This is a genomic window from Streptomyces sp. CB02056, from assembly GCF_001905545.1.
Taxonomy (GTDB): domain Bacteria; phylum Actinomycetota; class Actinomycetes; order Streptomycetales; family Streptomycetaceae; genus Kitasatospora.
On sequence record NZ_LIPD01000014.1, the window covers coordinates 35,038 to 56,441 of the forward strand.

Here is a 21,404-nt window from a genome sequence, read left to right on the forward strand (position 1 = left end):
CGGACGGTCAGAGGAGCGTGCTCCAGTAGTACCAGAACCGGTTGAGGACCAGCAGCGCGATCACCGCCGCCCACAGCACCGGCAGCGCCCAGTGGTAGCGCGCCGCCTCCCGGACGACCACGCCCAGCCGCGGGCCCACCGGGATCACGCCCGAGCGCAGGTTGTGCAGCGTGGTGTACCAGAACAGCACCACCACCGTCGCCCACACCACCATGCAGTACGGGCAGAGCGCGCCGATGTCGTACAGCGCCTGGTAGATCAGCCAGTGCGCGAACCCCACGCCCACCGCGGTGCCCGCGTTCAGCCCCAGCCAGAACCAGCGCCGGTACGCCGCCCCGGCGAGCAGCCCCGCACCGATCGCCGCCAGCGCGCCGAAGGCGGCCAGCCCGAGCAGCGGGTTCGGGAAGCCGAAGACCTCCGCCTGCTCGGTGCGCATCACCGAACCGCAGCTGATCACCGGGTTGATGTTGCAGTTGGGGACGTAGGAGGGGTTCTCCAGGATGCGGAGCTTGTCGAAGGTCAGGACCGCCGAGGCGGCCAGCCCGACCAGACCGCCGAGGAACAGCAGGAAGGCGTAGGCCCGGCTCGCGCCGATCGGGGCCCGGGCCCGGGCGGCGTCGTCGGGAGCGGAGCGGGACGGGGGCACGGTGGTAGCAGCGGACATGGCAGCACACTCCGGTGGCTGGCTGGGAGGAGCCGGCCCGGCCGGGAGTTCGGCCGGGCCGGGTGGTGCCGTACGGTGCGGTGGTGCGCGGGGGCGGGGGCGCGGCCTACTGGAGGCCGGCGGCCTGCTTCACCTGCGCGGTGAACTGCTCCGGCGGGACCACGGCGTTCCCGGCGAACAGGGTGATCTGCTTGCCGTCCACCTTGACGGTCGGGGTGCCGGTCACGCCGCTGTCGTTGAACGCGTCGGCGACCTTGGCCGCCCACGGGGCGTAGGTCTTGTCGGTCACCGCCTTCACGAAGGCGTCCGTCTTCAGCCCGGGCACCTGGCCGGCCAGGTCCAGGATGTGGTTGACGTCGCCGAAGCCGTCCTCGCGCTCGTCCGGCTGGTTGGCGTACAGCACGTCGTGGAACGCCTTGAACTGGTCCACGCCCTCGTTCAGCGCGGCGCCGACGGCGGCCAGCGCGGTGCGCGAGCCCTTGCCGCCGAGGCTCTTGTCCAGGAAGGCCGCCAGGTGGAACTCCACCTTGATCTGGCCGTCCTCGGTGAGCTTCTTGACGGTCTCGCCGTTCGCCGCCTCGAAGTGCTTGCAGACCGGGCAGCGGAAGTCCTCGTAGACCGCCATGGTGTGCGGGGCGTCGGCCTTGCCGTAGGTGATCACCGTGCCGTTCGGGCCGGAGGCGTTGGCCGGGGTGACCAGCGGCGCCGACGCGGCGGCGGAGGACTTGTCGTTCTTGTCCGAGGCCGAGTTGACCGCGACGGCGACACCGCCCGCGAGGGCCAGCACGACGACGGCGGAGACCGTCACGACGATCCGCTGACGGCGCTTGGCGGCCTGCTGCTCGCGGCGCTGCGCCTCCTGGATCCGCTCGCGGGCACTGATGCGCTTCTTGTTCTTGTCCTGGGACACGGGGGAGTCAACTCCTGTACGCGGCGCGCGGGTGCGCGCGGGAAGCCGCAGCTGCTGCGGCGGGGTCGGTGAACGCGGGAGTCGTGCGCACTGCCTGCGGGCGTACCGGGCCCGTTTCGGGCGGGTACGGGGATGATCAGATGAGGCCGGAGATCAGCAGGCAGGCGCGAAGGCGGGCGGGCCGCGCCGGGGCGCCGGGCTCAGCACCACGTCCTCGCGGCGCGGCCGCGGGCGGTCCGACACCGGCAGCGGCACCCGCAGCACCGGACGGACCGGGGCCGGGAGCAGCAGGACGACCAGGGCGCGCAGCGGGCCGGCCAGCGACTCGCTCAGCGCGCGCAGCGCCCGGGCCAGGCCGGACAGGGCGGCGTCGCCCATCCGCAGCCAGGCGGAGGCCGCCAGCGCGATCACCAGGTGCACCAGCAGGAGCAGCAGCTGGGTCGCGGCGGGCGCCAACTGGGCGGTGTGCCCCAGCGGGCCGCTCAGCAGCGAGCCGTCCACCGAACCGCCGCCACAGACCAGCAGGTTCACCCCGCGTGCGGGCACCTGACCGGCCAGCACCGGCGAACAGCCGGCCTGGCCCAGGTTGAACGTGGTGTTGAGCAGCAGCTCGACCGGCACCATCACGCCGGAGATGTGCAGCAACCGCCGCTCCCCGCCGGCCAGCACGGTCGCGACCAGGAAGACGACGGCACCGGCCGTGGCCACCAGCGACAGCGGCAGCGGACGGCCCGTGATGACCACCTGGCCCAACGCGGCCATCGGCACGGCGAGCGCGGTGAACACCGCGGCCCGCAGGGCCCTGGTCGCGTGGGAGGAGGTCGTCACGCTCCGGAGTATGCCATGGCCTCCGCGTCCGGCACGAGGGCCCGTAGGTCCCTGGTCCGGCTGACGCGCGCTCAGTAGCCTGCGAGGTCGCCCGTCGGGTCGACAGCAGCCGTGGCCGCATTAGCCTGGAAGGCGTTCCCGCTGACCCGACGAGGGGGCGAGCGCGCATGGTGAAACCCGAGACCACGGTGGGACAGGTGCTGCTGGCCCGCATCGAGGCGCAGGCCGTGGTGCTGGCCGGCCTGGACGAGGCCGTCCGGGCCGACGAACCGGACGCCGTGCACCGGATGCGGGTCGCCTGCCGGCGGCTGCGCAGCGCCCTGCGGACCTTCCGGCGGCTGTTCGCGCCCGGCACCACCGACGAGCTGGTCGCCGAGCTGCGCTGGCTCGCCGCCGCGCTCGGCGGGGCGCGGGACCGCGAGGTGCTGGCCGCACGGCTCGCCGCCGAGGCCCGCGAGCTGCCCGCCGAATGCGGGCCGCAGCGGGTCGCCGCCGCGCTGGAGCGGTGGGGCGAGGCCGAGTACCGGCAGATCTGGCCGGAGGTCGTCGCCGCCCTCGACAGCCCCCGCCGCCGGGCCCTCGGCGAGGCCCTCGCCACCCTCCTCGCCGACCCGCCGCTGCTCCCGCGCGCCGCCCGCGGCGCCGTCCCGGAGCTCTCCCGGATCGCCGCCCGCGAACAGGACCGCACCGCCGAACGCGTCCGCGCCGCCCTCGCCGCCGCCCCCGGGGAACGGGACCTCGCCCTCCACGCGGCCCGCAAGGCGGCCAAGCGCGCCCGCTACGCCGGCGAGACCGCCGCCCCGGCCGTCGGCGCCCGGGCCGAGCGCTACGCCCAGCGGATGAAGGCCGTCCAGGAGGTGCTGGGCGAGCACCAGGACGCGGTGGTCGCCGCGAGCACCCTCGCCGCCCACGCGGCGAGCGGCGGCGAGCCCTTCGGCTACGGCGTCCTCTACGGCCGCCAGCTGGCCGCGGAGGAGGCCGCCCGGCGCCGGCTGCCGGAGGTCTGGCGGGCGGCGGGCAGGCGGAAGCTGGCCCGCTTCGGGTAGCGGCGGCCTGGCCGCTGAGCGACCGGGCCTCGTACGTCGCGGGCGTCACGCTGCCGGTGGACGGCGGGATCACGGCCACCCGCCGGTTCGACCGGCCCGCTCCGCCGCGCCCTACCGGGGGTCGAGCCCCGCCGAGCGGGCGGCTTCGCGCAGCAGGTCCCGGAGCATCGCGGTGGTCAGCCGGCCGGTGTTCGTGTTGCGCGGGCTCACGTGGTAGCAGCCGTACATCCGCAGGTCCGGGCCGCCGTCGCGGGCCGGGAAGGCGGCCACGGCGGCGTGGCCGAAGGCGGGGCGGGGGCGGGGGAGCCGCCAGCCGGCGTCCGCGATCACCGGCAGCATCGCCTGCCAGGCGAAGCCGCCGAGGGCGACGACGGTGCGCACGGTGGGGCGCATCAGCTCCAGCTCCCGGGTGATCCAGGGCCGGCAGGTGTCGCGTTCCGCGGTGCTGGGCTTGTTGTCCGGCGGGGCGCAGCGGACCGGGTCGGTGATCCGGACGCCGGACAGTTCCAGGCCGTCGCCGTAGCGGACGGACTCGGGGCGGTTGGCGAGCCCGAGCTCGTACAGGGCGGCGTAGAGCAGGTCGCCGGAGGGGTCGCCGGTGAAGATCCGGCCGGTGCGGTTGGCGCCGTGGGCGGCGGGGGCGAGGCCGACCAGGACGAGCGGGGCGTCCGGCGGGCCGAAGCCGGGGATCGGGCGGGCCCAGTAGTCCTGGTCCTGGTAGGCGCGGCGCTTGGTGCGGGCGGTCTCCTCGCGCCACGCGACCAGGCGCGGGCAGGCCCGGCAGCCGGTGACGACGCGGTCCAGCGCGGCGAGTCCGGCGGCCCGGGCGGCCGCCTCGGCGGGGTGCCGGGGGTGCTCGGGGTCGTCGGCGGCCTGGTCGGAGGCCGGATCGGCCGCCAGGTGGGAGGGCTCGTCGGCGGGGGAGGAGGGTGCGGCCTCGGTCGGCATGGTCAGGATCCTAGGGGGAGCGGGACGTTCGTACCGGCGTCCTCCGGGCAGGCGTAGCGTGGAATCAGTTGCTCCGGCGGTCCCCGGCCGGTCCGGGTCGGCGGCGGCCGGAGACGCCGGTGTGCGCGCAGCGCGCCGGTCGCGAGGAGGCCGCGATGATCGTCGATGCGGTGCTGGGTGCGCTCGGGGGGCTGGCCGGGCTCGGGGTGATCTGTGCGGGCCTGAGCATCAGGGTCGTCCAGCAGTTCCAGAAGGGCGTGGTGTTCCGCTTCGGGAAGGTGCGCGACGAGGTGCGCGAGCCCGGGCTGGTCGCGCTGATGCCGGTCGCGGACCGGCTGCGCAGGGTCAACGTGCAGATCGTGACGATGCCGATCCCGGCGCAGGAGGGCATCACCCGGGACAACGTGACCGTACGGGTGGACGCGGTGGTCTACTACCGGGTGGTGGACCCGGTGAAGGCCACCGTCAACGTGCAGGACTACAACTTCGCGATCTCCCAGGTCGCGCAGACCTCGCTGCGCTCGATCATCGGCAAGAGCGAGCTGGACGACCTGCTGGCCAACCGGGAACCGATCAACCAGGGGCTGGAGTTGATGATCGACAGCCCGGCGCTGGGCTGGGGCATCGAGATCGACCGGGTGGAGATCAAGGACGTCGCGCTGCCGGAGTCGATGAAGCGCTCGATCGCCCGGCAGGCGGAGGCCGAGCGGGAGCGGCGGGCCCGGATCATCACGGCGGACGGCGAGTACCAGGCCTCGCAGCGGCTGTCGGATGCCGCAGCCGTGATGAGCGCGACTCCGGCCGCGCTGCAACTGCGGCTGTTGCAGACCGTGGTGGAGGTGGCGGCGGAGAAGAACTCGACGCTGGTGCTGCCCTTCCCGGTGGAGCTGCTGCGCTTCCTGGACAGTGCCACGGAGGTCCAGCAGCGGAATCTGCTGACGGCGGCGGCGGTCGCGGCCGGGGCGAAGGCCGTGGAGGAGGCGGTGGAGAGCGGCGAGATCCCGGAGGAGGGGTTGGAGCCGGAGCCTCCCAGGCATGAACTCCCTCCCCTGGAAGAGGTGTTGGAGCAGTCGCCGCTGGACCGACCGGAGTCGCCGGACGGCCGGGTCGGGCGCGGCGGCCCCGCCGGGTCGGACGGAGCGGAGTGAGCGGGTCGGCCCCGGTGGCGTCGGCCATCCGCCCGGACCACGATGGACGAGGGGAACGGGAAGCCAGGTCAGGAGGCGGACCATGACCAGAGCCAGCGACATCATGCACCCGGGCGCGGAGTGCATCCGTGAGCACGAGACGCTCGCGGCCGCAGCCCGGATCATGCGGGAACGCCATGTGGGCGCCCTGCCGATCTGCGGGCCGGGCGACAGGCTGCTGGGGATCGTGACCGACCGCGACATCGTGCTGCGCTGCGTCGCCGAGGACCGCGACCCGGCATCGGTGACGGCGGGCGAGCTGGCGCAGGGGCGGCCGATGACGGTGGAGGCGGACGAGGACTGCGAGCAGGTGCTGCGGGTGATGGAGCAGTACCAGGTGCGCCGGCTGCCGGTGATCAACCACCCGGAGCACAAGCTGGTCGGCATGATCAGCGAGGCGGACATCGCGCGCGGGCTGCCGCAGGCGCGGGTCGCCGAGTTCGTCTCGGCGGTCTGTGCGGAGGAGGCTCCCGCGGGGGCGGCCCAGGGCTGACGCCTGCCGCGCGTACGCGGGCTGCGGCCCCCGCCGACGGACGGGCGGGGGCCGCAGTCGTGCCGCTCCGGTCATCCCAGGGCGTAGACGGAGGTGGCGTGGGCGGCGGGGGCCCGGTGCCGTCGGTGCTCTCCGTGCCCTCGGCGACCTCGGCGTTCTCGGGGGTGTTGGCGCGGTCTCAGGAGGCGGGGGCGGCCAGGGTGTCGAGGTGGCGGCGCAGCACCGCGCGCAGCTCGTCGGGGCCGACCAGGTCGGGGTGCTGGACGGCCTGGAGGGTGAGGCCGTCCAGCAGGGCGGAGAGCCGGCGGGTCTCGAGGTCGAGGTCGAGGTCGAGGCCGGGGGCCAGGCCGCCGGCGCGTCGGGACTCGGCGAGGACGCGTCGGACCAGGTCGTCGAGTCCGGTCTGCATCTCGACGGCGCGGGGCCGCAGGTCGGGCCGGGTGCGGGCGGCGGTGACGAAGGAGAGCCAGAGCGCGGACTCCTCCCGGCGCCCGGCGTCCAGCGGGAGGGTCTCGGCGAGCAGTCGGACGGTCCGTTCGCGCCGGTCGGTGCCGGCGGCGGCCGGGTCGAGCAGGGCGGCGGCGTGGGCGCGGATGCGGGCCTCGATCCGCCGGGCCAGCTCGCGCATCGCGAAGATCATCAGCTCGGAGCTGCCGGCGAAGTAGTGCCGCACCGAGCCGACGGCCAGTCCGGCCTCCTCGGCGACGTTGCGCAGGGAGGCGTGCTCCAGTCCCTCCCGGGCCGCGACGCGCAGGACGGCGTCGGCGACGGCCTGGCGGCGTTCGGCGGGGTCGACGATCTTCGGCATGTTGCCATTATAGCACGAGCGAGCTAAATTGCTGATTTAGCACGGTCGAGCTACAAAAATTCGGGGAGGCAGGAATGAACGGCTGGGTGCACGCGGGGCTGATCGCCGTCGTGGTCGTCGTGGTGGTGATCCGGCGGCTGCGCGGCGAACCGCTCAACGCCCGGGACCTCTTCGCGCCGCCGGTGGTGCTCACCGCCCTCGGCGTGTGGGCGCTCGCCCAGAAGCACGGGCTCGGCGCGGCCGACTACGGCTGGATCGCGGCGGGCGCCGGGCTCGGCGTCGCGCTGGGGGCGGTGCGCGGCGCCACCATCCGGGTCTACGAGCGGGAGGGCGTGTTGTGGCAGCGCTACACCGGGCGGACCTTCCTGGTCGCGGCGGTGTCGCTGGCCCTGATGGCCGGTTTCGCCGCGCTCGCCGCGCACTTCGGCCTGGCCGCGGACGCCCGTCCGATCCAGCTGTCGATCGGGGTGGGCTTCCTGGGGGAGGCGCTGGTGGTGGGCTTCCGGGCGCTCTCCTCGGGCACGCCGTTCGCGCCGGAGAAGCGGGGTGCGAGCCCGCTGGACCGGTTCGGCCGGTAACTATGGTTGTCGTGGACGAGTTCGTTAACTACAGTTGTCATCATGACGACCGTGGAGATCACTCCGGAGGAGCGGGCCGCGCTGGCCAAGGCCCTCCTCGACGCGCTCGACCCCCTCGCCGCCGCCGTGCGCGCCCGCGCGACGGGCCTGCCCGCGGAACGGATATGGAACGCCGAGCCGGTCGAGGTCGCGCTCTCCGTCCTGTCCGCCTGGAAGCTGGTGGACGCCGAGGTCAAGCTGCTCACCGCGGGCGCGGCCGCCACCGCGGGTTCCTATGGCGCCAGTTACGAGCAGCTCGGTGCTGCCTGGGGCATCACCCGGCAGGGCGCCCGGAAGAAGTGGCCGGAGGCCGTCAGTCGTCCGGCGGCGCGGCCCGGGCTGCTCGAACTGTTCGGCGGAACCGCCGAGTTGGCGGAGGACGAGGCCTCCGGCGGCTGGCGCTGGACGGCCACCGGTGCGGACGGCGCCACCGGTGGGGCGGCGGCCGGCCCCCGGACCAGGGAGGAGGCCGCGGCCCACGCCGGGGCCTTCCTCGCGGCGCACCGTCAGGACTGATCCCGCAGCTCCCGGGCGATCAGCTCCGCGAGGTGCAGGGCCCGCCGCCCGTCCGCGAGTTGGGCGATCTGGGTGCGGCAGCTGAAGCCGTCCGCCAGGACCACCGCCTGCGGCCCGGCGGCCCGGAGCCCCGGCAGCAGCACCCGCTCCGCGATGGCCTCGGACACCTCGAAGTGGCCCCGCTCGAAGCCGAAGTTGCCCGCCAGGCCGCAGCAACCGGCCTCCAGTACCCGGTTGTTCAGGCCGAGGCGGGCCTCCAGCCGGCGGTCGGCGGCACTGCCGAGCACCGCGTGCTGGTGGCAGTGGGTCTGGGTGACGGCGTCCAGCGGGATTCGGGGGAGCGGGGCGTCCGGGGCGAACTCGTCGAGGAACTCGGCGAAGGTGCGGGTGCGGTCGGCGAGCGGGCGGCCCTCCGCGCCGAGCAGCCGGGGCAGCTCCTCGCGCAGGGTCGCGGTGCAGCTGGGGTCCAGGCCGATCACGGGGGTGTCGGCCTGGACCCCGCCCGCTCCCGTTTCGGCCGCTTCCAGCGCCCGCAGGCTGCGCCGCAGCACCCGTCGTGCGGTGCCGAGTTGGCCGGTGGAGTACCAGGTGAGGCCGCAGCAGACCGGGCCCGAGGGCAGCCGGACGTCGAAGCCCAGGTGCTCCAGCACCTCGACGGCCGAGCGCGGCACGCTCGGCTGGAGGCGGTCGGAGAAGGTGTCCGGCCACAGCAGCACCGGCCGGGCGCCCGCCGGGGCCGGGCGGGTGGCGCGGTGCCGCCGGTACCACGCGGTGAAGGTCTCCGGTGGGAGGACCGGCAGCACCCGGCGCCGGTCGATCCCGCCGAGCCGCTTGAGCAGCCCCCCGGCCCGGGAACGGGCGAGGGTGTTGGCGGCCCCGGGCGCGAGCGAGGCGGCCCGCAGCCAGAGCGGCAGCCAGCCCATCGAGTAGTGCGCGAGCGGGCGCGGCCGGTGCCGGTAGTGCTGGTACAGGAATTCGGACTTGTAGGTCGCCATGTCGACGTGGACGGGGCAGTCGCTCGCGCAGCCCTTGCAGCTCAGGCAGAGGTCCAGCGCCTCCCGCACCTCCTCCGAGCGCCAGCCGTCCGGGATCGCGTCCCCCCGCAGCATCTCGGCGAGCAGCCGGGCCCGCCCCCGGGTGGAGTGCCGCTCCTCGCCGGTGGCCAGGTAGCTCGGGCACATCACCCCGCTGCCCGGGGCCACGCACTTGGCGACGCCCACGCAGCGGTGCACCGCCTTCACCAGGCTGCCGCCGTCCTGCTCGTACGGCAGGGCCAGCGGCAGCGTGCGGCGCGGGGCCGTGACGAAGCGCAGGTCGGCGTCGAGCGGGCGCGGGTCGACCAGCGCGCCCGGGTTGAGCAGGTTCTCCGGGTCCCAGATCCGCTTGAACTCCCCGAACAAGCCGATGATTTCGGGCGGGTACATGCGCGGCAGCAGCTCCGAGCGGGCCTGCCCGTCGCCGTGCTCACCGGAGAGCGAACCGCCGTACGAGACCGCCAGATCGGCCGCCTGCTCCAGGAACTCCCGGAAGACCAGCACCCCTTGGGGCTCGTCCAGCGGGAAGTCGATCCGCAGGTGCACGCAGCCGTCGCCGAAGTGCCCGTACGGGACGCCGTGCAGGCTGTGCCGGCGCAGCAGGGCGCGCAGGGCCCGCAGGTAGTCGCCGAGCCGCTCGGGCGGGACGGCGGAGTCCTCCCAGCCGGGCCAGGCCTCGCCGCCGCCGGGCAGCCGGGTGACGATCCCCGCGCCGGCCTCCCGGACGGCCCACAGCTGGCGCTGCTCGACCGGGTCGGTGACCAGGGCGACAGTGGCCGAGCGCTCGCGCTTCACCGCGTCGGCGAGCCGACGGGCGGCCTGATAGGCGGCCCGCGGGGTGTCGCCGCCGGTCTCCAGGAACAGCCAGCACTTGCCGGCGGGCAGCCGGTCCAGCGCGGGCGGGCGGGGCCCGGCGGCGAGCAGCGCGGCGATCAGGTCGGCCGCCATGCCCTCGGCGGTCAGCGGGCCGTACGGCAGCAGCGCCGGGACGGCGTCGGCGGCGGCGCCCTCGTCGGGGTAGCCGGCCACCACCAGGGCCCGGGCCGGCGGGTCCTCGACCAGGCGGACGGTGGCGCCGAGCAGCAGCGCGCAGGTGCCCTCGGTGCCGGTGAGCGCCCGGGCCAGGTCGTGGCCCTGCTCGGGCAGCAGCGCGTCCAGCGGGTAGCCGGAGGTGCGGCGGGGCAGCCGCGGCATGCCCTGCCGGATGGCGGCGAGGTTGCGGTCGGTGAACTCCTGCAGCCCGGTGTGGAGTTGGCCGACCCGCCCGGGCAGCGCGGCCAGCGCGGCGCGCTCCGCGGGGGTGAGCCGCCCGCCGACGGTCAGCTCGGTGCCGTCCGCGAGCAGCAGCTCCAGCCGCTCGACGTTGTCGGCGGTGCGCCCCCAGGCGAGCGAGTGGGAGCCGCAGGAGTCGTTGCCGATCATGCCGCCGAGGGTGCACCGGCTGTGCGTGGACGGGTCGGGCCCGAAGCGCAGCCCGTACGGCCTGGCGGCGCGCTGGAGGTCGTCCAGCACGGTGCCGGGCTGGACGCGCGCGGTGCGGGCCCCCGGGTCGACCTCCAGCACCGCGCCGAGGTGGCGGCGGAAGTCCAGCACCACCGCGCCCGGGCCGATCGCCTGCCCGCCGATGCTCGTCCCGGCCCCGCGCGCCACCACCGGCACCCGGTGGGCGCGGCAGAGCGCCAGCGCGGTGCGCACGTCGTCGAGGTCGGCCGGCTTGACCACGCCGAGCGGCAACTGCCGGTAGTTGGAGGCGTCCTGGCTGTAGACGGTGCGCTCGGCGGCGCCGAAGCGGACCTCGCCGCGCAGCACGGCGGTCAGCTCACGGGCCAACTCGGCCCCGGGGACGGCGGACGGACGGCTCACCAGGACCTCCCAGGAGTACGGCTCCGCCGATGATCGCAGCCGCGCCGCCGCACCGGTACCGGGCGCGGCGCCCGGCTCACCCGGGTGGGGGTGCCCCGGCTACTTCCGCCCGGTGAGCGTGCCGCGCGCGATGTGGGAGAGCTTGGCCACCTCGAAGGCCGGGTACGCGCCGCCCGCCAGCAGCGAGAACTTGATCCCCTCGCGGCCGCCCGGCCGGCGGTGGCCGGGCGGCTGGAAGCGGCGGTGGTGCTCGGCGGCGCGGTGGAAGAACTGCGGCCGCTCGGCGCGGGTGACGCAGCCGGCCAGGTCGAAGACGAACAGGTAGTGCCGGATCATCCGGACGAACAGCGCCTCGCGCACCGCGTACAGGTGCGGCTGGTCCTCCAGCAGGGCGAAGCTGCGCTCGTACTGCTCGAACAGGTCGAAGACGCTGCTGCCCGGGCCGCCCGCCGGGTGGACGGTCTCCCGGCGGCGGAGCTGGACGCACTCGCGGGCCAGCACGGCGGCCGTCCGGGCGCCGAGCAGCGCCGCGTGCGCCACCGGGACCTCCTCGTAGCGGCCGGGCGGGAAGGCCAGGCCCAGCTCGGCCCAGTGGCCGCGGCGGACCAGCCGGTCCCAGGCCAGCGGCGGCGCGCCGAACAGCGCGGGCCGGTCGAAGGGCGCGAACGGCTCGGGGCCGGCCTCGGCGAGCAGCGCCTCGGCGCCGCCCGGCCAGTCCCGGTCCTGGTGCCGGCGGGAGTGGCCGAACAGCAGCACGTCCACCGGGCCGGTCTGCCGGAGCCGGTCGGCGAGCGTGCGCAGCGCGTCCCGGGGCAGCAGGTGGTCGGCGTCCAGGAACAGCAGGTACTCGCCGGTGGCCCGCGCCGCGCCCGCGTTCCGGCTCGCCCCGACCCCGACCGCGGCGTTCAGGTGCAGCACCGACACCTGCGGGTGCCGGGCGGCGTACGCGTCGGCGAGCCCGCCCGCGGTCTCGGGGGAGCGGTCGGCGACCACGATCACCTCGACGTCGGCCAGGGACTGGGCGAGCAGCGAGTCCAGGCAGTCGGCGAGCTGTTCGTGCTGGTCGTAGGCGGGGAGCACGACGCTGATCAGGGGTGAGGGCATGACGCCGGAGCGTAAGAGGGCTCGCGAACCGTGGCAAAGCCCTGACGGTCCGTAATTCCGATCAATCAGTGGCAAACCGTACGAGTGTGCGCCAGATCTTCACGCCGCCTTCCGGACGTGTCCACGCCCGGCCCGGGTCCCGGCCCGGCTTCCGACCTGGGGTGATGCGCGCCGGGGCCCGCGACGCGCGGTGCGTCGCGGGCCCCGGGTGGCCGATCGGCCTAGTACCAGTGGTGGGACTGCCAGAACGACCAGGCGGCGCAGGGGCTGCCGTAGCGGGTGTTCATGTAGTTCAGGCCCCACTTGATCTGGGTGGCCGGGTTGGTGCGCCAGTCGGCGCCCGCGGAGGCCATCTTGGAGCCGGGCAGGGCCTGGACCAGGCCGTAGGCGCCGGAGGAGGCGTTCACCGCGAGGGGGTTCCAGCTGCTCTCGCGGAACACGATGTTGCTGAAGCACTGGAGCTGGCCGGCCGGGACGATCTGCGCGGCGATCTGCTGCGGGGTGCCGGAGTAGGCGGCCGGGGCGCTGTTCAGGTCCTGGCGCTCCTGGGAGCGGGAGGCGGCGGCCTCGGCGTCGGCCTTGGCCTTGGCGTCCGCCTGGGCCTGCGCCTCGGCCTGGGCCTGGGCGGCGGCGTCCGCCTCGGCCTTGGCCTGGGCCTCCTGGGCGGCCTGCTCGGCGGCGCCGGCGGCAGCGGTGTCGGCCTGGCCCTGCTCGGCGACCAGCGTGCCGTCCACCGACACGGCGGCCACGGGGGCGGCCTCGGTGCCGTTCCCGGCCTGCGGGATGGCGAGGGCCGCGGTGGCGGCGCTCGCGACCACGAGGGTGGCGACGCCGGTGATCAGGGAGTTGCGGCGGGCATGGCTGAGCTGCATGGGGCGGACGATCCTTCTCCGTCGGGGGCCGTGCCGGTGGCACCGGGGGCGGGGCATCGCGTGGGCTCCGGGTGAGCGGGGCCCGTGCGGCCGCCCTGGACGGCCGTGGCGCCCCGGCGGAAACGGCGGGGCGGGCGGGCTGCGCGGCGGCGGGGGGTGGTCGGCTGCGCTGTCTGGCGACGGGCCATTCTTGGCAGGGCCGGGGACGGGTGGCAAAGGCGTTCGCTACTACGCAGGGTCGTGGCTGAGGGGTGGCCGGAGCGGGGTCCGGCGGCTTATTTGGGCATATTTGTCCGAATCCTCCATCCGGAGGTGGCAGCCCGGGGGTGGTGAAGGATCGCATTGCCAGCAGGTGCGGTGGCCTGTGTTCTTCAGGCGGATCGCGGTCGCGGGCGGCCCGGTCGGGGCGGCTCGACGGCGCCGGGGGCGGTGCCGCGGGGAGCGCGTCCACTATCGGGGATCGTGGATGGCGATCCCGCTGTGGGCGGGCTCACACGCCGGCGGGCGCGGCTTCGACGCGGAGTGAGCGACCGGTGACGGCGCCGGGGGGTCGCGCACGGGATTCCCCGGAGCGGGCCGTGAGGTTCGGTGCGCGATCGTCCCGGGCCCCCCGCACCCGGAACCCCTCATTGCCGTGTTCCTGCCAGATCCGACCGGCAAGGGCGGACCCCTCCTATCGCGCCGCCCGCCGGGCCACTCTCGGTCTTCCCCCACCTGCAAGGAGGATCTGATGAAGCGTCAACTCGGCAGGTTCGTCTGCCTGCTGGCCGGCCTGGTGCTCGGCGCCGGAGCGCTCGTGCTGCCCGCCGCCGCCTCACCCGAGCCGTCGCCGAGCGTGGTCGGCGGCACGCGGGCGGCGCAGGGCGAGTTCCCGTTCGTGGTGCGGCTCTCGATGGGCTGCGGCGGCGCGCTCTACACCTCGCAGATCGTGCTCACCGCCGCCCACTGCGTCGACGGCACCGGCGCCGACAGCAGCATCACCGCCACCGCGGGGGCGGTCGACCTGAACAGCGGCAGCGCGGTCAAGGTCCGCTCCTCGTACGTGTACCAGTCGCCCGCCTTCACCGGCGCCGAGAACGGCGACGACTGGGCGCTGATCAAGCTGGCCTCGCCGGTGAGCGGCGGCCAGGTCAGCACCCTGCCGATCGCCACCTCCACCGCCTACGACAGCGGCACCTTCACCATCATGGGGTGGGGCGCCGCGCGAGAGGGCGGCGGCCAGCAGCGGTACCTGCTCAAGGCGACCGTGCCGTTCGTCGACGACGCCACCTGCGCCCGCGCCTACCCGGGACTGAACGCGGCCGGCTCGCTCTGCGCGGGCTACGTCTCCCAGGGCGGCGTCGACACCTGCCAGGGTGACTCCGGCGGCCCGATGGTCCGGCAGGACGCGGCGGGCCGCTGGGTCCAGGTCGGCATCGTCAGCTGGGGCAACGGCTGCGCCCGCGCGGGCTACCCGGGCGTCTACACCCAGGTGAGCACCTACGCGGCCGACATCGCCGCGGCGGCGGCCGGCCTCTGATCCGACCCGGCGGGTCCCCGGGCTGACCCGGAAGGTCACTGATCCGACCCGGCAGGGCCGGTCGAAGCGGTACGGCAGGGCCGGTCACCACACCCGCAGGTGGTGGCCGGTCCTGCCGTTCCGTGACGGACCGGGGGCGGCCGTGTCCGGGGAGCCTCACCCGCGCAGCCACTCCTCGGCCCGCCGTCGCTCCCGGGCGATGCGGCCGGCGGTGTGCGGGGGCAGCCGGGTGAGCAGGGCGACGGCGGCGTCGGTGCGGCCGGCGAGGGCGTGGGCGCCGGCGAGGCGGGCGGTGACCAGGGCGTGGTCGCGCGGGCGGGCGGCCGGGTCGAGGAGCCGCAGGGCGGCCTCCAGCCAGGCCGCCGCGGTGCGGGCGTGGCCGGCGCGGCCGGTGCGGACGGCGAGGTCCCGGTGGCAGGTGCCGTGCGCGACGGCCAGGACCAGGTCGGCGCGGTCCGCCCAGGGCGTCGGATCGCCGGTGCGCAGCGCGGTGTCGGTCAGCCGCCGGGCCTCCGCCAGCGTCCGGCGCACCAGCGGGGCCCGGCCGGCCAGCGCGTGGGCGTGGGCCTGGGCGACGGCGGTCCAGGCCCGCAGCCCCGGCAGGGGAGGCGCGGTGGTCCGGGCGGCCTCGGCCAGGGCGAGCGCGGTGGCCGGGTCGCCGTGCCACCAGTACAGGGTGCTCTGCCGGGCGAGCAGCGCGGCCGCGGTGATCCGGTCACCGGTCGCGCGTGCCCACTCCAGCCCGGTGGCGTACCAGCTGAGCGCGCGGGCGTGGCGGTCGCCCTCGAAGTGGGCCCAGCCGGCGAGTTCGGCGTACTGGGCGGCGAGCGAGCGGTCGGCGGCGGGGTGGTCGCGCCGGTCGGGGTACTGGTGCGGGTCGGGGTGCGGCCGGCCGAGCAGGGTGTGGGCGTGGTGCTCCAGGACGGTGGCCAGCTCCTCGCCGCCGATCCGGCCCGCGGCGGCGCGGTAGACGGCGAGCAGCTGGGCGAGCACTTCGACGGTGGCGGCGTCCGGCGGGCCGGTGGTGGTGGTGTCGAGCGGTGGCCGGGTGGCGGCGGCGCGTTCGCCGAGGTGTTCGCGCTCCTGCTGGACGGCCTGCCAGAGGTCCGCCAACTCGCCGTCGGCGCGCAGGAGTTCGTCGGCCCGGGCGGGCATTCCGGGTGGTGGCCAGCGGTGGGCGTTCTCCACCCGGCTGATCAGCGAGTCGTGGTAGCCGAGCAGCCGGCCGAACTCGGCCTGGCTGAGGCCCCGGGCCTCGCGCCAGTGGCGCAGTCGGCGGCCGAAGCGCAGGCGCGCGGACCCGGGCCCCGTACGGGGCGGCGGCGGAGGCGGCTGGGGTGGTGGCGGCGGGGGTGGCGTGGGGGCGGGTAGGGACGGCACGGGGTCTCCCGGAGGGGGCGGGGGGAGCGCTCGTGGGGGAGCGCCCGGCCCTGGTATCCCCGTTGACGTGCCTTGGTCAAACTGGACGGGCGGTGGATCGCGGCGCGCTGCGGTGCCGGGCGGTGCACTGCGCCGAGCAAAACGGCGCCGGGCAGAACGGCGCCGGGCCCGGGAGCCTCCGCATCGGCTCCCGGGCCCGGCGTTCCCGCGCGGGGCGGACGGGTCAGGAGCCCGCCGCCGCCACCGCGGCCCGCCGCCGTCGGCCCACCACGGCCGAGGCCGCCAGCACGATGGCTGCGGCGACCAGCGACAGGTACATCTGCTTGCGTCCGTCGGCGTCGGTGAACATGTACGCCATGACGAACCCGATCATGCCCATGGCCGTCCAGGTCAGGTACGGGTACAGCCACATCCGGACGGTGTGCCGCTCGGGCATCTCGCGCTCGATGATCCTGCGCATCCGCAGCTGGGTCGCGCAGATCACCAGCCAGACGAAGAGCGCGACGGCGCCGGAGGAGTTGAGCAGGAAGGCGAACACGGTGTCCGGCGAGGTGTAGTTGAAGAACACCGCGACGAAGCCGAAGACCACCGAGGAGAGGATCGCCACCCGCGGCACGCCGCGCGAGGTCACCGTGGCGAAGGCCTTGGGCGCGTCCCCGCGCTGGCCCAGCGAGAACGCCATCCGGGAGGCCGTGTACATCCCGGAGTTGAGGCAGGACAGCACCGCCGTCAGCACGATCACGTCCATCACCTGGCCGGCGCCCGGGATGCCGATGTGGTCCAGCACCGCCACGTACGGGCTCGCCTTGACGTCGGCGGAGTCCCAGGGCAGCAGGGTGACCACCAGCAGGATCGAGCCCAGGTAGAAGATCCCGATCCGCCAGATCACGCTGTTGGTGGCCTTGGAGACCGCCTTCTCCGGGTTCTCCGACTCGCCGGCGGCCAGGGTCACGATCTCACTGCCCATGAAGGCGAAGACCACGGTGAGCATGCCGGTGAACACCGCCCCCACCCCGTGCGGCAGGAACCCGCCGTGGCCGGTGAGGTTGCTGGCGCCGACCGCGTGGGTGCCCGGCAGCAGGCCGAAGGCGGCGAGGGTGCCGATCACCAGGAACGCGGCGATCGCGACCACCTTGATCCCGGCGAACCAGAACTCGAACTCGCCGTAGGAGGCCACCGAGAAGAGGTTGGTGGCGGTCAGCACCGCCATGACTATCAGGGCCCAGCCCCACTGGGGGACGCCCGGCACCCAGTTGTTGAGGATCTTCGCGCCGGCCGTCGCCTCGACCGCGAGCACCACCACCCAGAAGAACCAGTACAGCCAGCCGATGCTGAACCCGGCCCAGCGGCCGAGCGCCCGGTCCGCGTACGCCGAGAACGAGCCGCTCTGCGGGTCGGCCGCGGCCATCTCGCCGAGCATCCGCATCACCAGGACGACCAGCACGCCGGCCATGGCGTAGGAGAGCAGGATGCCCGGGCCGGTGGTCGCGATGCCCGCGCCGGAGCCGACGAACAGGCCGGCGCCGATCACGCCGCCGATGGCGATCATCGACAGGTGGCGGTTCTTGAGTCCGGCCTTCAGGTGGCCGTCGCCGCCGTGGCCGATCGGCCCGGTCTGGTGGGGGAGCTTGGTGGCCGTGGCCGGGGGCTTGGTGGTGTCCGCACTCATCTGGGTGCCCTGTGCCTTTCCCGCGCGGCGTGTCCCTCGGCTCGTCGCGCCGAGGGTGGGGGACTGACCCGCGCATTGCGTCGCAACCTAACTTCTACGCCCGAGTATCGGAACAATCCTTTGGTAACTGTTCGCTCAACGGACGGAAAAGGCCTGGTCGGGGTGGGTGGAAAGGTGGCATGGAAACCTCAAATCTGACGCATCGTCAGCATTCGGAAAGGTCGCCAAGCTCTGTTGGGGCTCAAATCGCCCGCGGGTGGCCGGTCAGATCGGCCGCACGTCGAGGACGGTGATCGACGCCTCGTCCGCCGGCCGCCCGGTGAGCCGGGCGGCGAGGATCCGGGGGATGTTGTCCTCCTGCGAGTATCCGGGCAGCACCGTGACTTCCGCGCGCCGTGCGCCGGGCTCGCCCCGCACCGCGTACGTCACCAGGTAGCCGTACCGCTCCGGCGGCGGCGCCTGGTCGCGTTCCCGCTGGTCCCGCCGGCCCCGCTGGTGTCCTCGGCTCCGGATGCCCATCCGCGTCGACCTCCTCGGCCCATTGTCGACGCGCTGTGGACGATCGGGGCAAACCAGAGCACAGTGGGACTCTCGGGACATGCCGTAGGAGCATCCCGAGCGTTCTCGGTGCCGGCCGGCTCCCGGCGCCGGTCAGGAGCGACCCCATGCAGACCACCTGGAAGGGGACGATCAGCTTCGGGCTGGTCAGCATCCCCGTCCACCTGTACTCCGCGACCCAGGAGCACGACGTCCCGCTGCACCAGGTGCACGCCAAGGACGGCGGACGGGTGCGGATGAAGCGGTACTGCGAGCGGGAGGAGAAGGAGGTCCCGTACGCGGAGATCGCCAAGGGGTACGAGTCCCCCGACGGGCGGACCGTCACGCTCTCCGACGAGGACCTCGCCGACCTGCCGCTGCCCAGCAAGAAGATCATCGACGTGCTGGCCTTCGTGGACGAGGGCGAGATCGACCCGCTGATGTTCTCCAAGGCCTACTACGTGGGCGTTGCCGACAAGGCCGCCGCCAAGCCGTACGCGCTGCTGCGCGACGCGCTCACCGACTCCGGGCAGATCGCCGTCACCAAGATCGCGCTGCGCACCCGGGAGTCGCCCGCGGTGCTGCGGGTGCACGACAACACCCTGGTGCTGCAGACCTGCATCTGGCCCGACGAGGTCCGCCCGGCGGCCGGCATCGCGCCCGAGGGCGACGTCGCCGTCCGGCCGCAGGAGCTCAAGATGGCGCGGTCGCTGATGGACACCCTCTCCGAGGACTTCGACCTGTCCCAGCTGCACGACGACTACCAGCAGGCGCTGCAGCAGGTGATCACCGCGCGGCTGGAGGGCGTCGAGGTCCCGCACGAGGAGGAGCCGGGCGAGGCGCCGGACAACGTGATCGACCTGATGGAGGCGCTGCGCAGCAGCCTCAAGCAGGCCAGGGGCGGGCGGGGCGGCGGGGCCGGGGAGGCCGCCCCGGAGGAGGCGGAGCCCGCGCCGCGCAAGCGCGCCCCGGTGAAGCGGAGCGCCTCGAAGGCAGCAGCCTCCGGGAAGGCCCCCTCCGAGACGGCCGCCTCCGAGAAGTCCGCCGGGAAGACCTCCGCGAGGAGCCCGGCGGCGAAGAAGACCACCACCCGGAAGCCCTCGGCTCCCCGCAAGGCCTCCTGACCCCACCGGGGCCAGGCACCCCTCCCGTCCAGCCGTCCAGCACTGGAGGCGATCCCGATGGACCTGCTGACCTACAAGGAACTCGACGCCGAACTCGACGCCCGGGCCGAGGCCGACCCCGCAACCCGCAGGGCCCGGGGCTTCGGGCACCGCGTCTGGCACTGGCTGCTCAGCCTCAGCCCCACCGTGGTGACGTTCATGATCGCGCTCTCGATCGGCCTCTGCATGGTCGCGGTCCAGGTGAGCCTGCTGCCCGTGCTGGTGCCGATGGCGGTCTTCTGGGGCCTGACGCTCATCGCGATGGGCGGCGTGGTCGCCCGCTGGATGACCCCGGGGCCGGGCCGGCACCGGATGGCGTCCTGACCCGGTCGGGACGGGCGCGGGGCCGGAGGGGCGCGGGCCCGGGAGGGCTCAGCCGATCCACACCGTGGTGACGTTGCAGAACTCCCGGATCCCGTGCCCGGACAGCTCCCGCCCGAACCCGGAGCGCTTGACGCCGCCGAACGGCAGCGCCGGGTGCGAGGCCGTCATCCCGTTGAAGAACACCCCGCCGGCCTGGATGTCCCGGACGAAGCGCTCCCGCTCGGCCTCGTCGGTGGTCCAGACGTTGGCGCTCAGCCCGAACGGGGTGTCGTTGGCGACCGCCACCGCCTCGTCCAGGTCGGCCACCCGGTAGACGGTGGCGACCGGGCCAAAGGTCTCCTCCAGGTGGATCCGCATCGCCGGGGTGATGCCCGTCAGCACCGTCGGCTCGTAGAACCAGCCGGTGTCCCAGCCCTCCGGGCGCCCGCCGCCGCACTCCACCCGGGCGCCGTGCACCCGGGCGTCCTCGACCAGTTCCTCCAGGTCGTCCCGGCCCTGGCGGCTGGCCAGCGGGCCGACGTCGGTGGACTCGTCCATCGGGTCGCCGACCTTCAGCGCGCCCATCGCCGCGGTGAAGGCGGCGGTGAAGCGGTCGTACACGTCGGTGTGCACGATGAAGCGCTTGGCGGCGATGCAGGACTGGCCGTTGTTCTGCACCCGGGCCCGGACGGCGGTGCGCACCGCCGCGTCCAGGTCGGCGCTCGGCAGCACGACGAACGGGTCGCTGCCGCCCAGCTCCAGGACGGCCTTCTTCACCTCGTCCGCCGCGGTGGCCGCGACCGCCCGCCCGGCCGGCTCGCTGCCGGTGAGGGTGACGGCGACGACCCGGCGGTCCCGGATCACGCCCTCCACCGCGCCCGAGCCGATCAACAGGGTCTGGAAGCAGCCCTCCGGGAACCCGGCCCGCTGGAACAGCTCCTCGATCGCCAGCGCGGTGCGCGGCACGTTCGACGCGTGCTTGAGCAGGCCGACGTTGCCCGCCATCAGGGCCGGCGCGGCGAACCGGAGGACCTGCCAGAGTGGAAAGTTCCATGGCATGACGGCGAGAACCGGACCGAGCGGACGGTAGCGGACGTAGGCCCGGGAGGCACCGGAGTCGGCGACGTCGGCCGGGGCCGGGTGCTCGTCGGCGAGCAGCTCCTCGGCGTGGTCCGCGTACCAGCGCATCGCCTTCCCGCACTTGGCGACCTCGGCGCGGGAGGCGGCGAGCGGCTTGCCCATCTCCTCGGTCATGGTGCGGGCGACCGCCTCCAGCTCCCGGTCCAGCAGGTCGGCGGCGCGGCGCATCAGTTCGGCGCGGGCGGCGAACGGGGTGCCGCGGTAGCTGTGGAAGGCGGCCTCGGCGCGGGCCAGCCGCCGCTCGATGCCGGCCGCGTCGAGCGGCTCGAAGGTCTGGACGGTCTCGCCGGTCGCGGGGTTGACGCTGGCGATGGGCATGCGGGGCTCCCAGGTGGGGTCACGGTCCGGTGCGTCTGCCCTCACACCCTCCCCGACCGCCCGCCTCCGGGCACGCCACCGGGCGCCCGGCGTGTCCCGGCGGGCGCGCGGCCCGCCCCGTCACTCCGGCAGCGACTCCACCCGGGCCGCCGCCTCCCGGGCGCGGGCCCCGGCCCTGGTCCGCGCGGCGGTGACCTGCCGGCTCGGGAAGCGGTGCAGGTACTCGGCCTCCAGCTCCCCGGTGCGCAGCGTGTGCCGCTTCAGCGCCTCCTCCGAGCCGTACAGGAACGTCTCGTGCCGCGTGCGGTGCAGCTGCTCCAGCTCGTGCAGGAGCGTGTCGTTGCCCAGGGCGTGCGCGGAGATGCCCGCGGGCCGGATGTGCGGGTCTTCGGCGTGCCGCATCTCGGTGCCTCCTCGGCGGAAGTCCCCTCCTCCAGGGTGCCCGCCGACCGCCGCCGCTGCACCCGGTCCGTCGGCGCGGATCA

21 protein-coding genes are annotated in these 21,404 nt (G+C 74.7%); 8 read left to right on the forward strand and 13 right to left on the reverse strand.

Translation table 11 applies throughout. From position 1 onward, the window contains the following. Positions 1–7: 7 nt before the first annotated feature. From AMK13_RS31990 to AMK13_RS32000, 3 genes are all read right to left on the reverse strand, one after another. Positions 8–664, reverse strand: a complete 657-nt coding sequence (locus tag AMK13_RS31990; RefSeq protein WP_074005177.1) for a vitamin K epoxide reductase family protein — start codon at positions 662–664, stop codon at positions 8–10. Between the two features lie 106 nt (positions 665–770). Next, positions 771–1,574 (reverse strand): DsbA family protein, encoded by an 804-nt coding sequence (locus tag AMK13_RS31995; protein ID WP_049659252.1) that lies wholly within the window; start codon positions 1,572–1,574, stop codon positions 771–773. A 153-nt stretch (positions 1,575–1,727) separates the two neighbouring features. Continuing rightward, positions 1,728–2,402 carry a hypothetical protein gene (locus tag AMK13_RS32000; protein WP_074005178.1) on the reverse strand — a complete coding sequence of 225 codons (675 nt, stop codon included), beginning with the start codon at positions 2,400–2,402 and terminating at the stop codon, positions 1,728–1,730. A gap of 167 nt (positions 2,403–2,569) precedes the next feature. On the opposite strand from AMK13_RS32000, the gene AMK13_RS32005 reads away from it, so the two are divergent. After that, positions 2,570–3,448, forward strand: a complete 879-nt coding sequence (locus AMK13_RS32005; RefSeq protein WP_074005179.1) for a CHAD domain-containing protein — start codon at positions 2,570–2,572, stop codon at positions 3,446–3,448. 111 nt (positions 3,449–3,559) lie between these two features. Here AMK13_RS32005 and AMK13_RS32010 read toward each other — a convergent pair whose 3' ends face one another. Then, positions 3,560–4,396 carry a uracil-DNA glycosylase gene (locus AMK13_RS32010; protein WP_079272682.1) on the reverse strand — a complete coding sequence of 279 codons (837 nt, stop codon included), beginning with the start codon at positions 4,394–4,396 and terminating at the stop codon, positions 3,560–3,562. 155 nt (positions 4,397–4,551) lie between these two features. Here AMK13_RS32010 and AMK13_RS32015 point away from each other — a divergent pair, with 155 nt between their 5' ends. Together AMK13_RS32015 and AMK13_RS32020 are read left to right on the forward strand one after the other, a co-directional pair. Continuing rightward, the gene (locus tag AMK13_RS32015) at positions 4,552–5,544 is read left to right on the forward strand and encodes a slipin family protein (protein WP_079272701.1); all 993 of its coding nucleotides are present in this window, start codon (positions 4,552–4,554) and stop codon (positions 5,542–5,544) included. An 82-nt stretch (positions 5,545–5,626) separates the two neighbouring features. Beyond that, positions 5,627–6,076, forward strand: coding sequence for a CBS domain-containing protein (locus AMK13_RS32020; RefSeq protein ID WP_074005180.1), 450 nt, complete (start codon positions 5,627–5,629; stop codon positions 6,074–6,076). 178 nt (positions 6,077–6,254) lie between these two features. Here the strand turns inward: AMK13_RS32020 and AMK13_RS32025 are convergent, their stop codons facing one another. Beyond that, positions 6,255–6,884, reverse strand: a complete 630-nt coding sequence (locus AMK13_RS32025; RefSeq protein ID WP_074005181.1) for a TetR/AcrR family transcriptional regulator — start codon at positions 6,882–6,884, stop codon at positions 6,255–6,257. A gap of 74 nt (positions 6,885–6,958) precedes the next feature. Here AMK13_RS32025 and AMK13_RS32030 point away from each other — a divergent pair, with 74 nt between their 5' ends. Next, positions 6,959–7,462 (forward strand): DUF1453 domain-containing protein, encoded by a 504-nt coding sequence (locus AMK13_RS32030; RefSeq protein ID WP_074005182.1) that lies wholly within the window; start codon positions 6,959–6,961, stop codon positions 7,460–7,462. Between the two features lie 42 nt (positions 7,463–7,504). Then, positions 7,505–8,017 carry a hypothetical protein gene (locus AMK13_RS32035; protein ID WP_074005183.1) on the forward strand — a complete coding sequence of 171 codons (513 nt, stop codon included), beginning with the start codon at positions 7,505–7,507 and terminating at the stop codon, positions 8,015–8,017. On the opposite strand, the gene AMK13_RS32040 is transcribed toward AMK13_RS32035, so the two are convergent. The 3 genes from AMK13_RS32040 to AMK13_RS32050 all read right to left on the reverse strand — a co-directional run bounded on the left by AMK13_RS32040 (position 8,008) and on the right by AMK13_RS32050 (position 12,890). After that, a complete protein-coding gene (locus AMK13_RS32040) occupies positions 8,008–10,914 on the reverse strand; it encodes an FAD-binding and (Fe-S)-binding domain-containing protein (RefSeq protein WP_074005184.1) in 2,907 nt (968 codons plus the stop codon). The genes AMK13_RS32035 and AMK13_RS32040 overlap by 10 nt on opposite strands. Positions 10,915–11,013: 99 nt before the next feature. Continuing rightward, on the reverse strand, positions 11,014–12,018 hold the full coding sequence (locus tag AMK13_RS32045; protein WP_074005185.1) for a glycosyltransferase family 2 protein: 1,005 nt from the start codon (positions 12,016–12,018) through the stop codon (positions 11,014–11,016). Between the two features lie 221 nt (positions 12,019–12,239). Beyond that, the gene (locus tag AMK13_RS32050) at positions 12,240–12,890 is read right to left on the reverse strand and encodes a transglycosylase SLT domain-containing protein (protein WP_053112595.1); all 651 of its coding nucleotides are present in this window, start codon (positions 12,888–12,890) and stop codon (positions 12,240–12,242) included. A 730-nt stretch (positions 12,891–13,620) separates the two neighbouring features. On the opposite strand from AMK13_RS32050, the gene AMK13_RS32055 reads away from it, so the two are divergent. Further along, entirely contained in the window at positions 13,621–14,409 is a 789-nt protein-coding gene (locus AMK13_RS32055) for a S1 family peptidase (protein WP_074005186.1), read from the forward strand. Positions 14,410–14,565: 156 nt separating this feature from the next. Here AMK13_RS32055 and AMK13_RS44305 read toward each other — a convergent pair whose 3' ends face one another. The 3 genes from AMK13_RS44305 to AMK13_RS32070 all read right to left on the reverse strand — a co-directional run bounded on the left by AMK13_RS44305 (position 14,566) and on the right by AMK13_RS32070 (position 17,977). Further along, on the reverse strand, positions 14,566–15,789 hold the full coding sequence (locus tag AMK13_RS44305; RefSeq protein WP_074005187.1) for a helix-turn-helix domain-containing protein: 1,224 nt from the start codon (positions 15,787–15,789) through the stop codon (positions 14,566–14,568). Between the two features lie 223 nt (positions 15,790–16,012). Beyond that, positions 16,013–17,458, reverse strand: a complete 1,446-nt coding sequence (locus tag AMK13_RS32065) for an amino acid permease (RefSeq protein ID WP_049658990.1) — start codon at positions 17,456–17,458, stop codon at positions 16,013–16,015. Between the two features lie 264 nt (positions 17,459–17,722). Beyond that, positions 17,723–17,977, reverse strand: a complete 255-nt coding sequence (locus AMK13_RS32070) for a hypothetical protein (RefSeq protein ID WP_074005188.1) — start codon at positions 17,975–17,977, stop codon at positions 17,723–17,725. A 146-nt stretch (positions 17,978–18,123) separates the two neighbouring features. On the opposite strand from AMK13_RS32070, the gene ku reads away from it, so the two are divergent. Together ku and AMK13_RS32080 are read left to right on the forward strand one after the other, a co-directional pair. Continuing rightward, positions 18,124–19,119 (forward strand): non-homologous end joining protein Ku, encoded by a 996-nt coding sequence (ku, locus tag AMK13_RS32075; RefSeq protein ID WP_074005189.1) that lies wholly within the window; start codon positions 18,124–18,126, stop codon positions 19,117–19,119. Between the two features lie 57 nt (positions 19,120–19,176). Further along, positions 19,177–19,482, forward strand: coding sequence for a hypothetical protein (locus tag AMK13_RS32080; RefSeq protein ID WP_049658984.1), 306 nt, complete (start codon positions 19,177–19,179; stop codon positions 19,480–19,482). Between the two features lie 48 nt (positions 19,483–19,530). On the opposite strand, the gene AMK13_RS32085 is transcribed toward AMK13_RS32080, so the two are convergent. Together AMK13_RS32085 and AMK13_RS32090 are read right to left on the reverse strand one after the other, a co-directional pair. Continuing rightward, a complete protein-coding gene (locus AMK13_RS32085; protein WP_074005190.1) occupies positions 19,531–20,919 on the reverse strand; it encodes an NADP-dependent succinic semialdehyde dehydrogenase in 1,389 nt (462 codons plus the stop codon). A 120-nt stretch (positions 20,920–21,039) separates the two neighbouring features. Further along, on the reverse strand, positions 21,040–21,321 hold the full coding sequence (locus tag AMK13_RS32090) for a DUF6158 family protein (protein WP_049659828.1): 282 nt from the start codon (positions 21,319–21,321) through the stop codon (positions 21,040–21,042). Between the last annotated feature and the right edge of the window lie 83 nt (positions 21,322–21,404).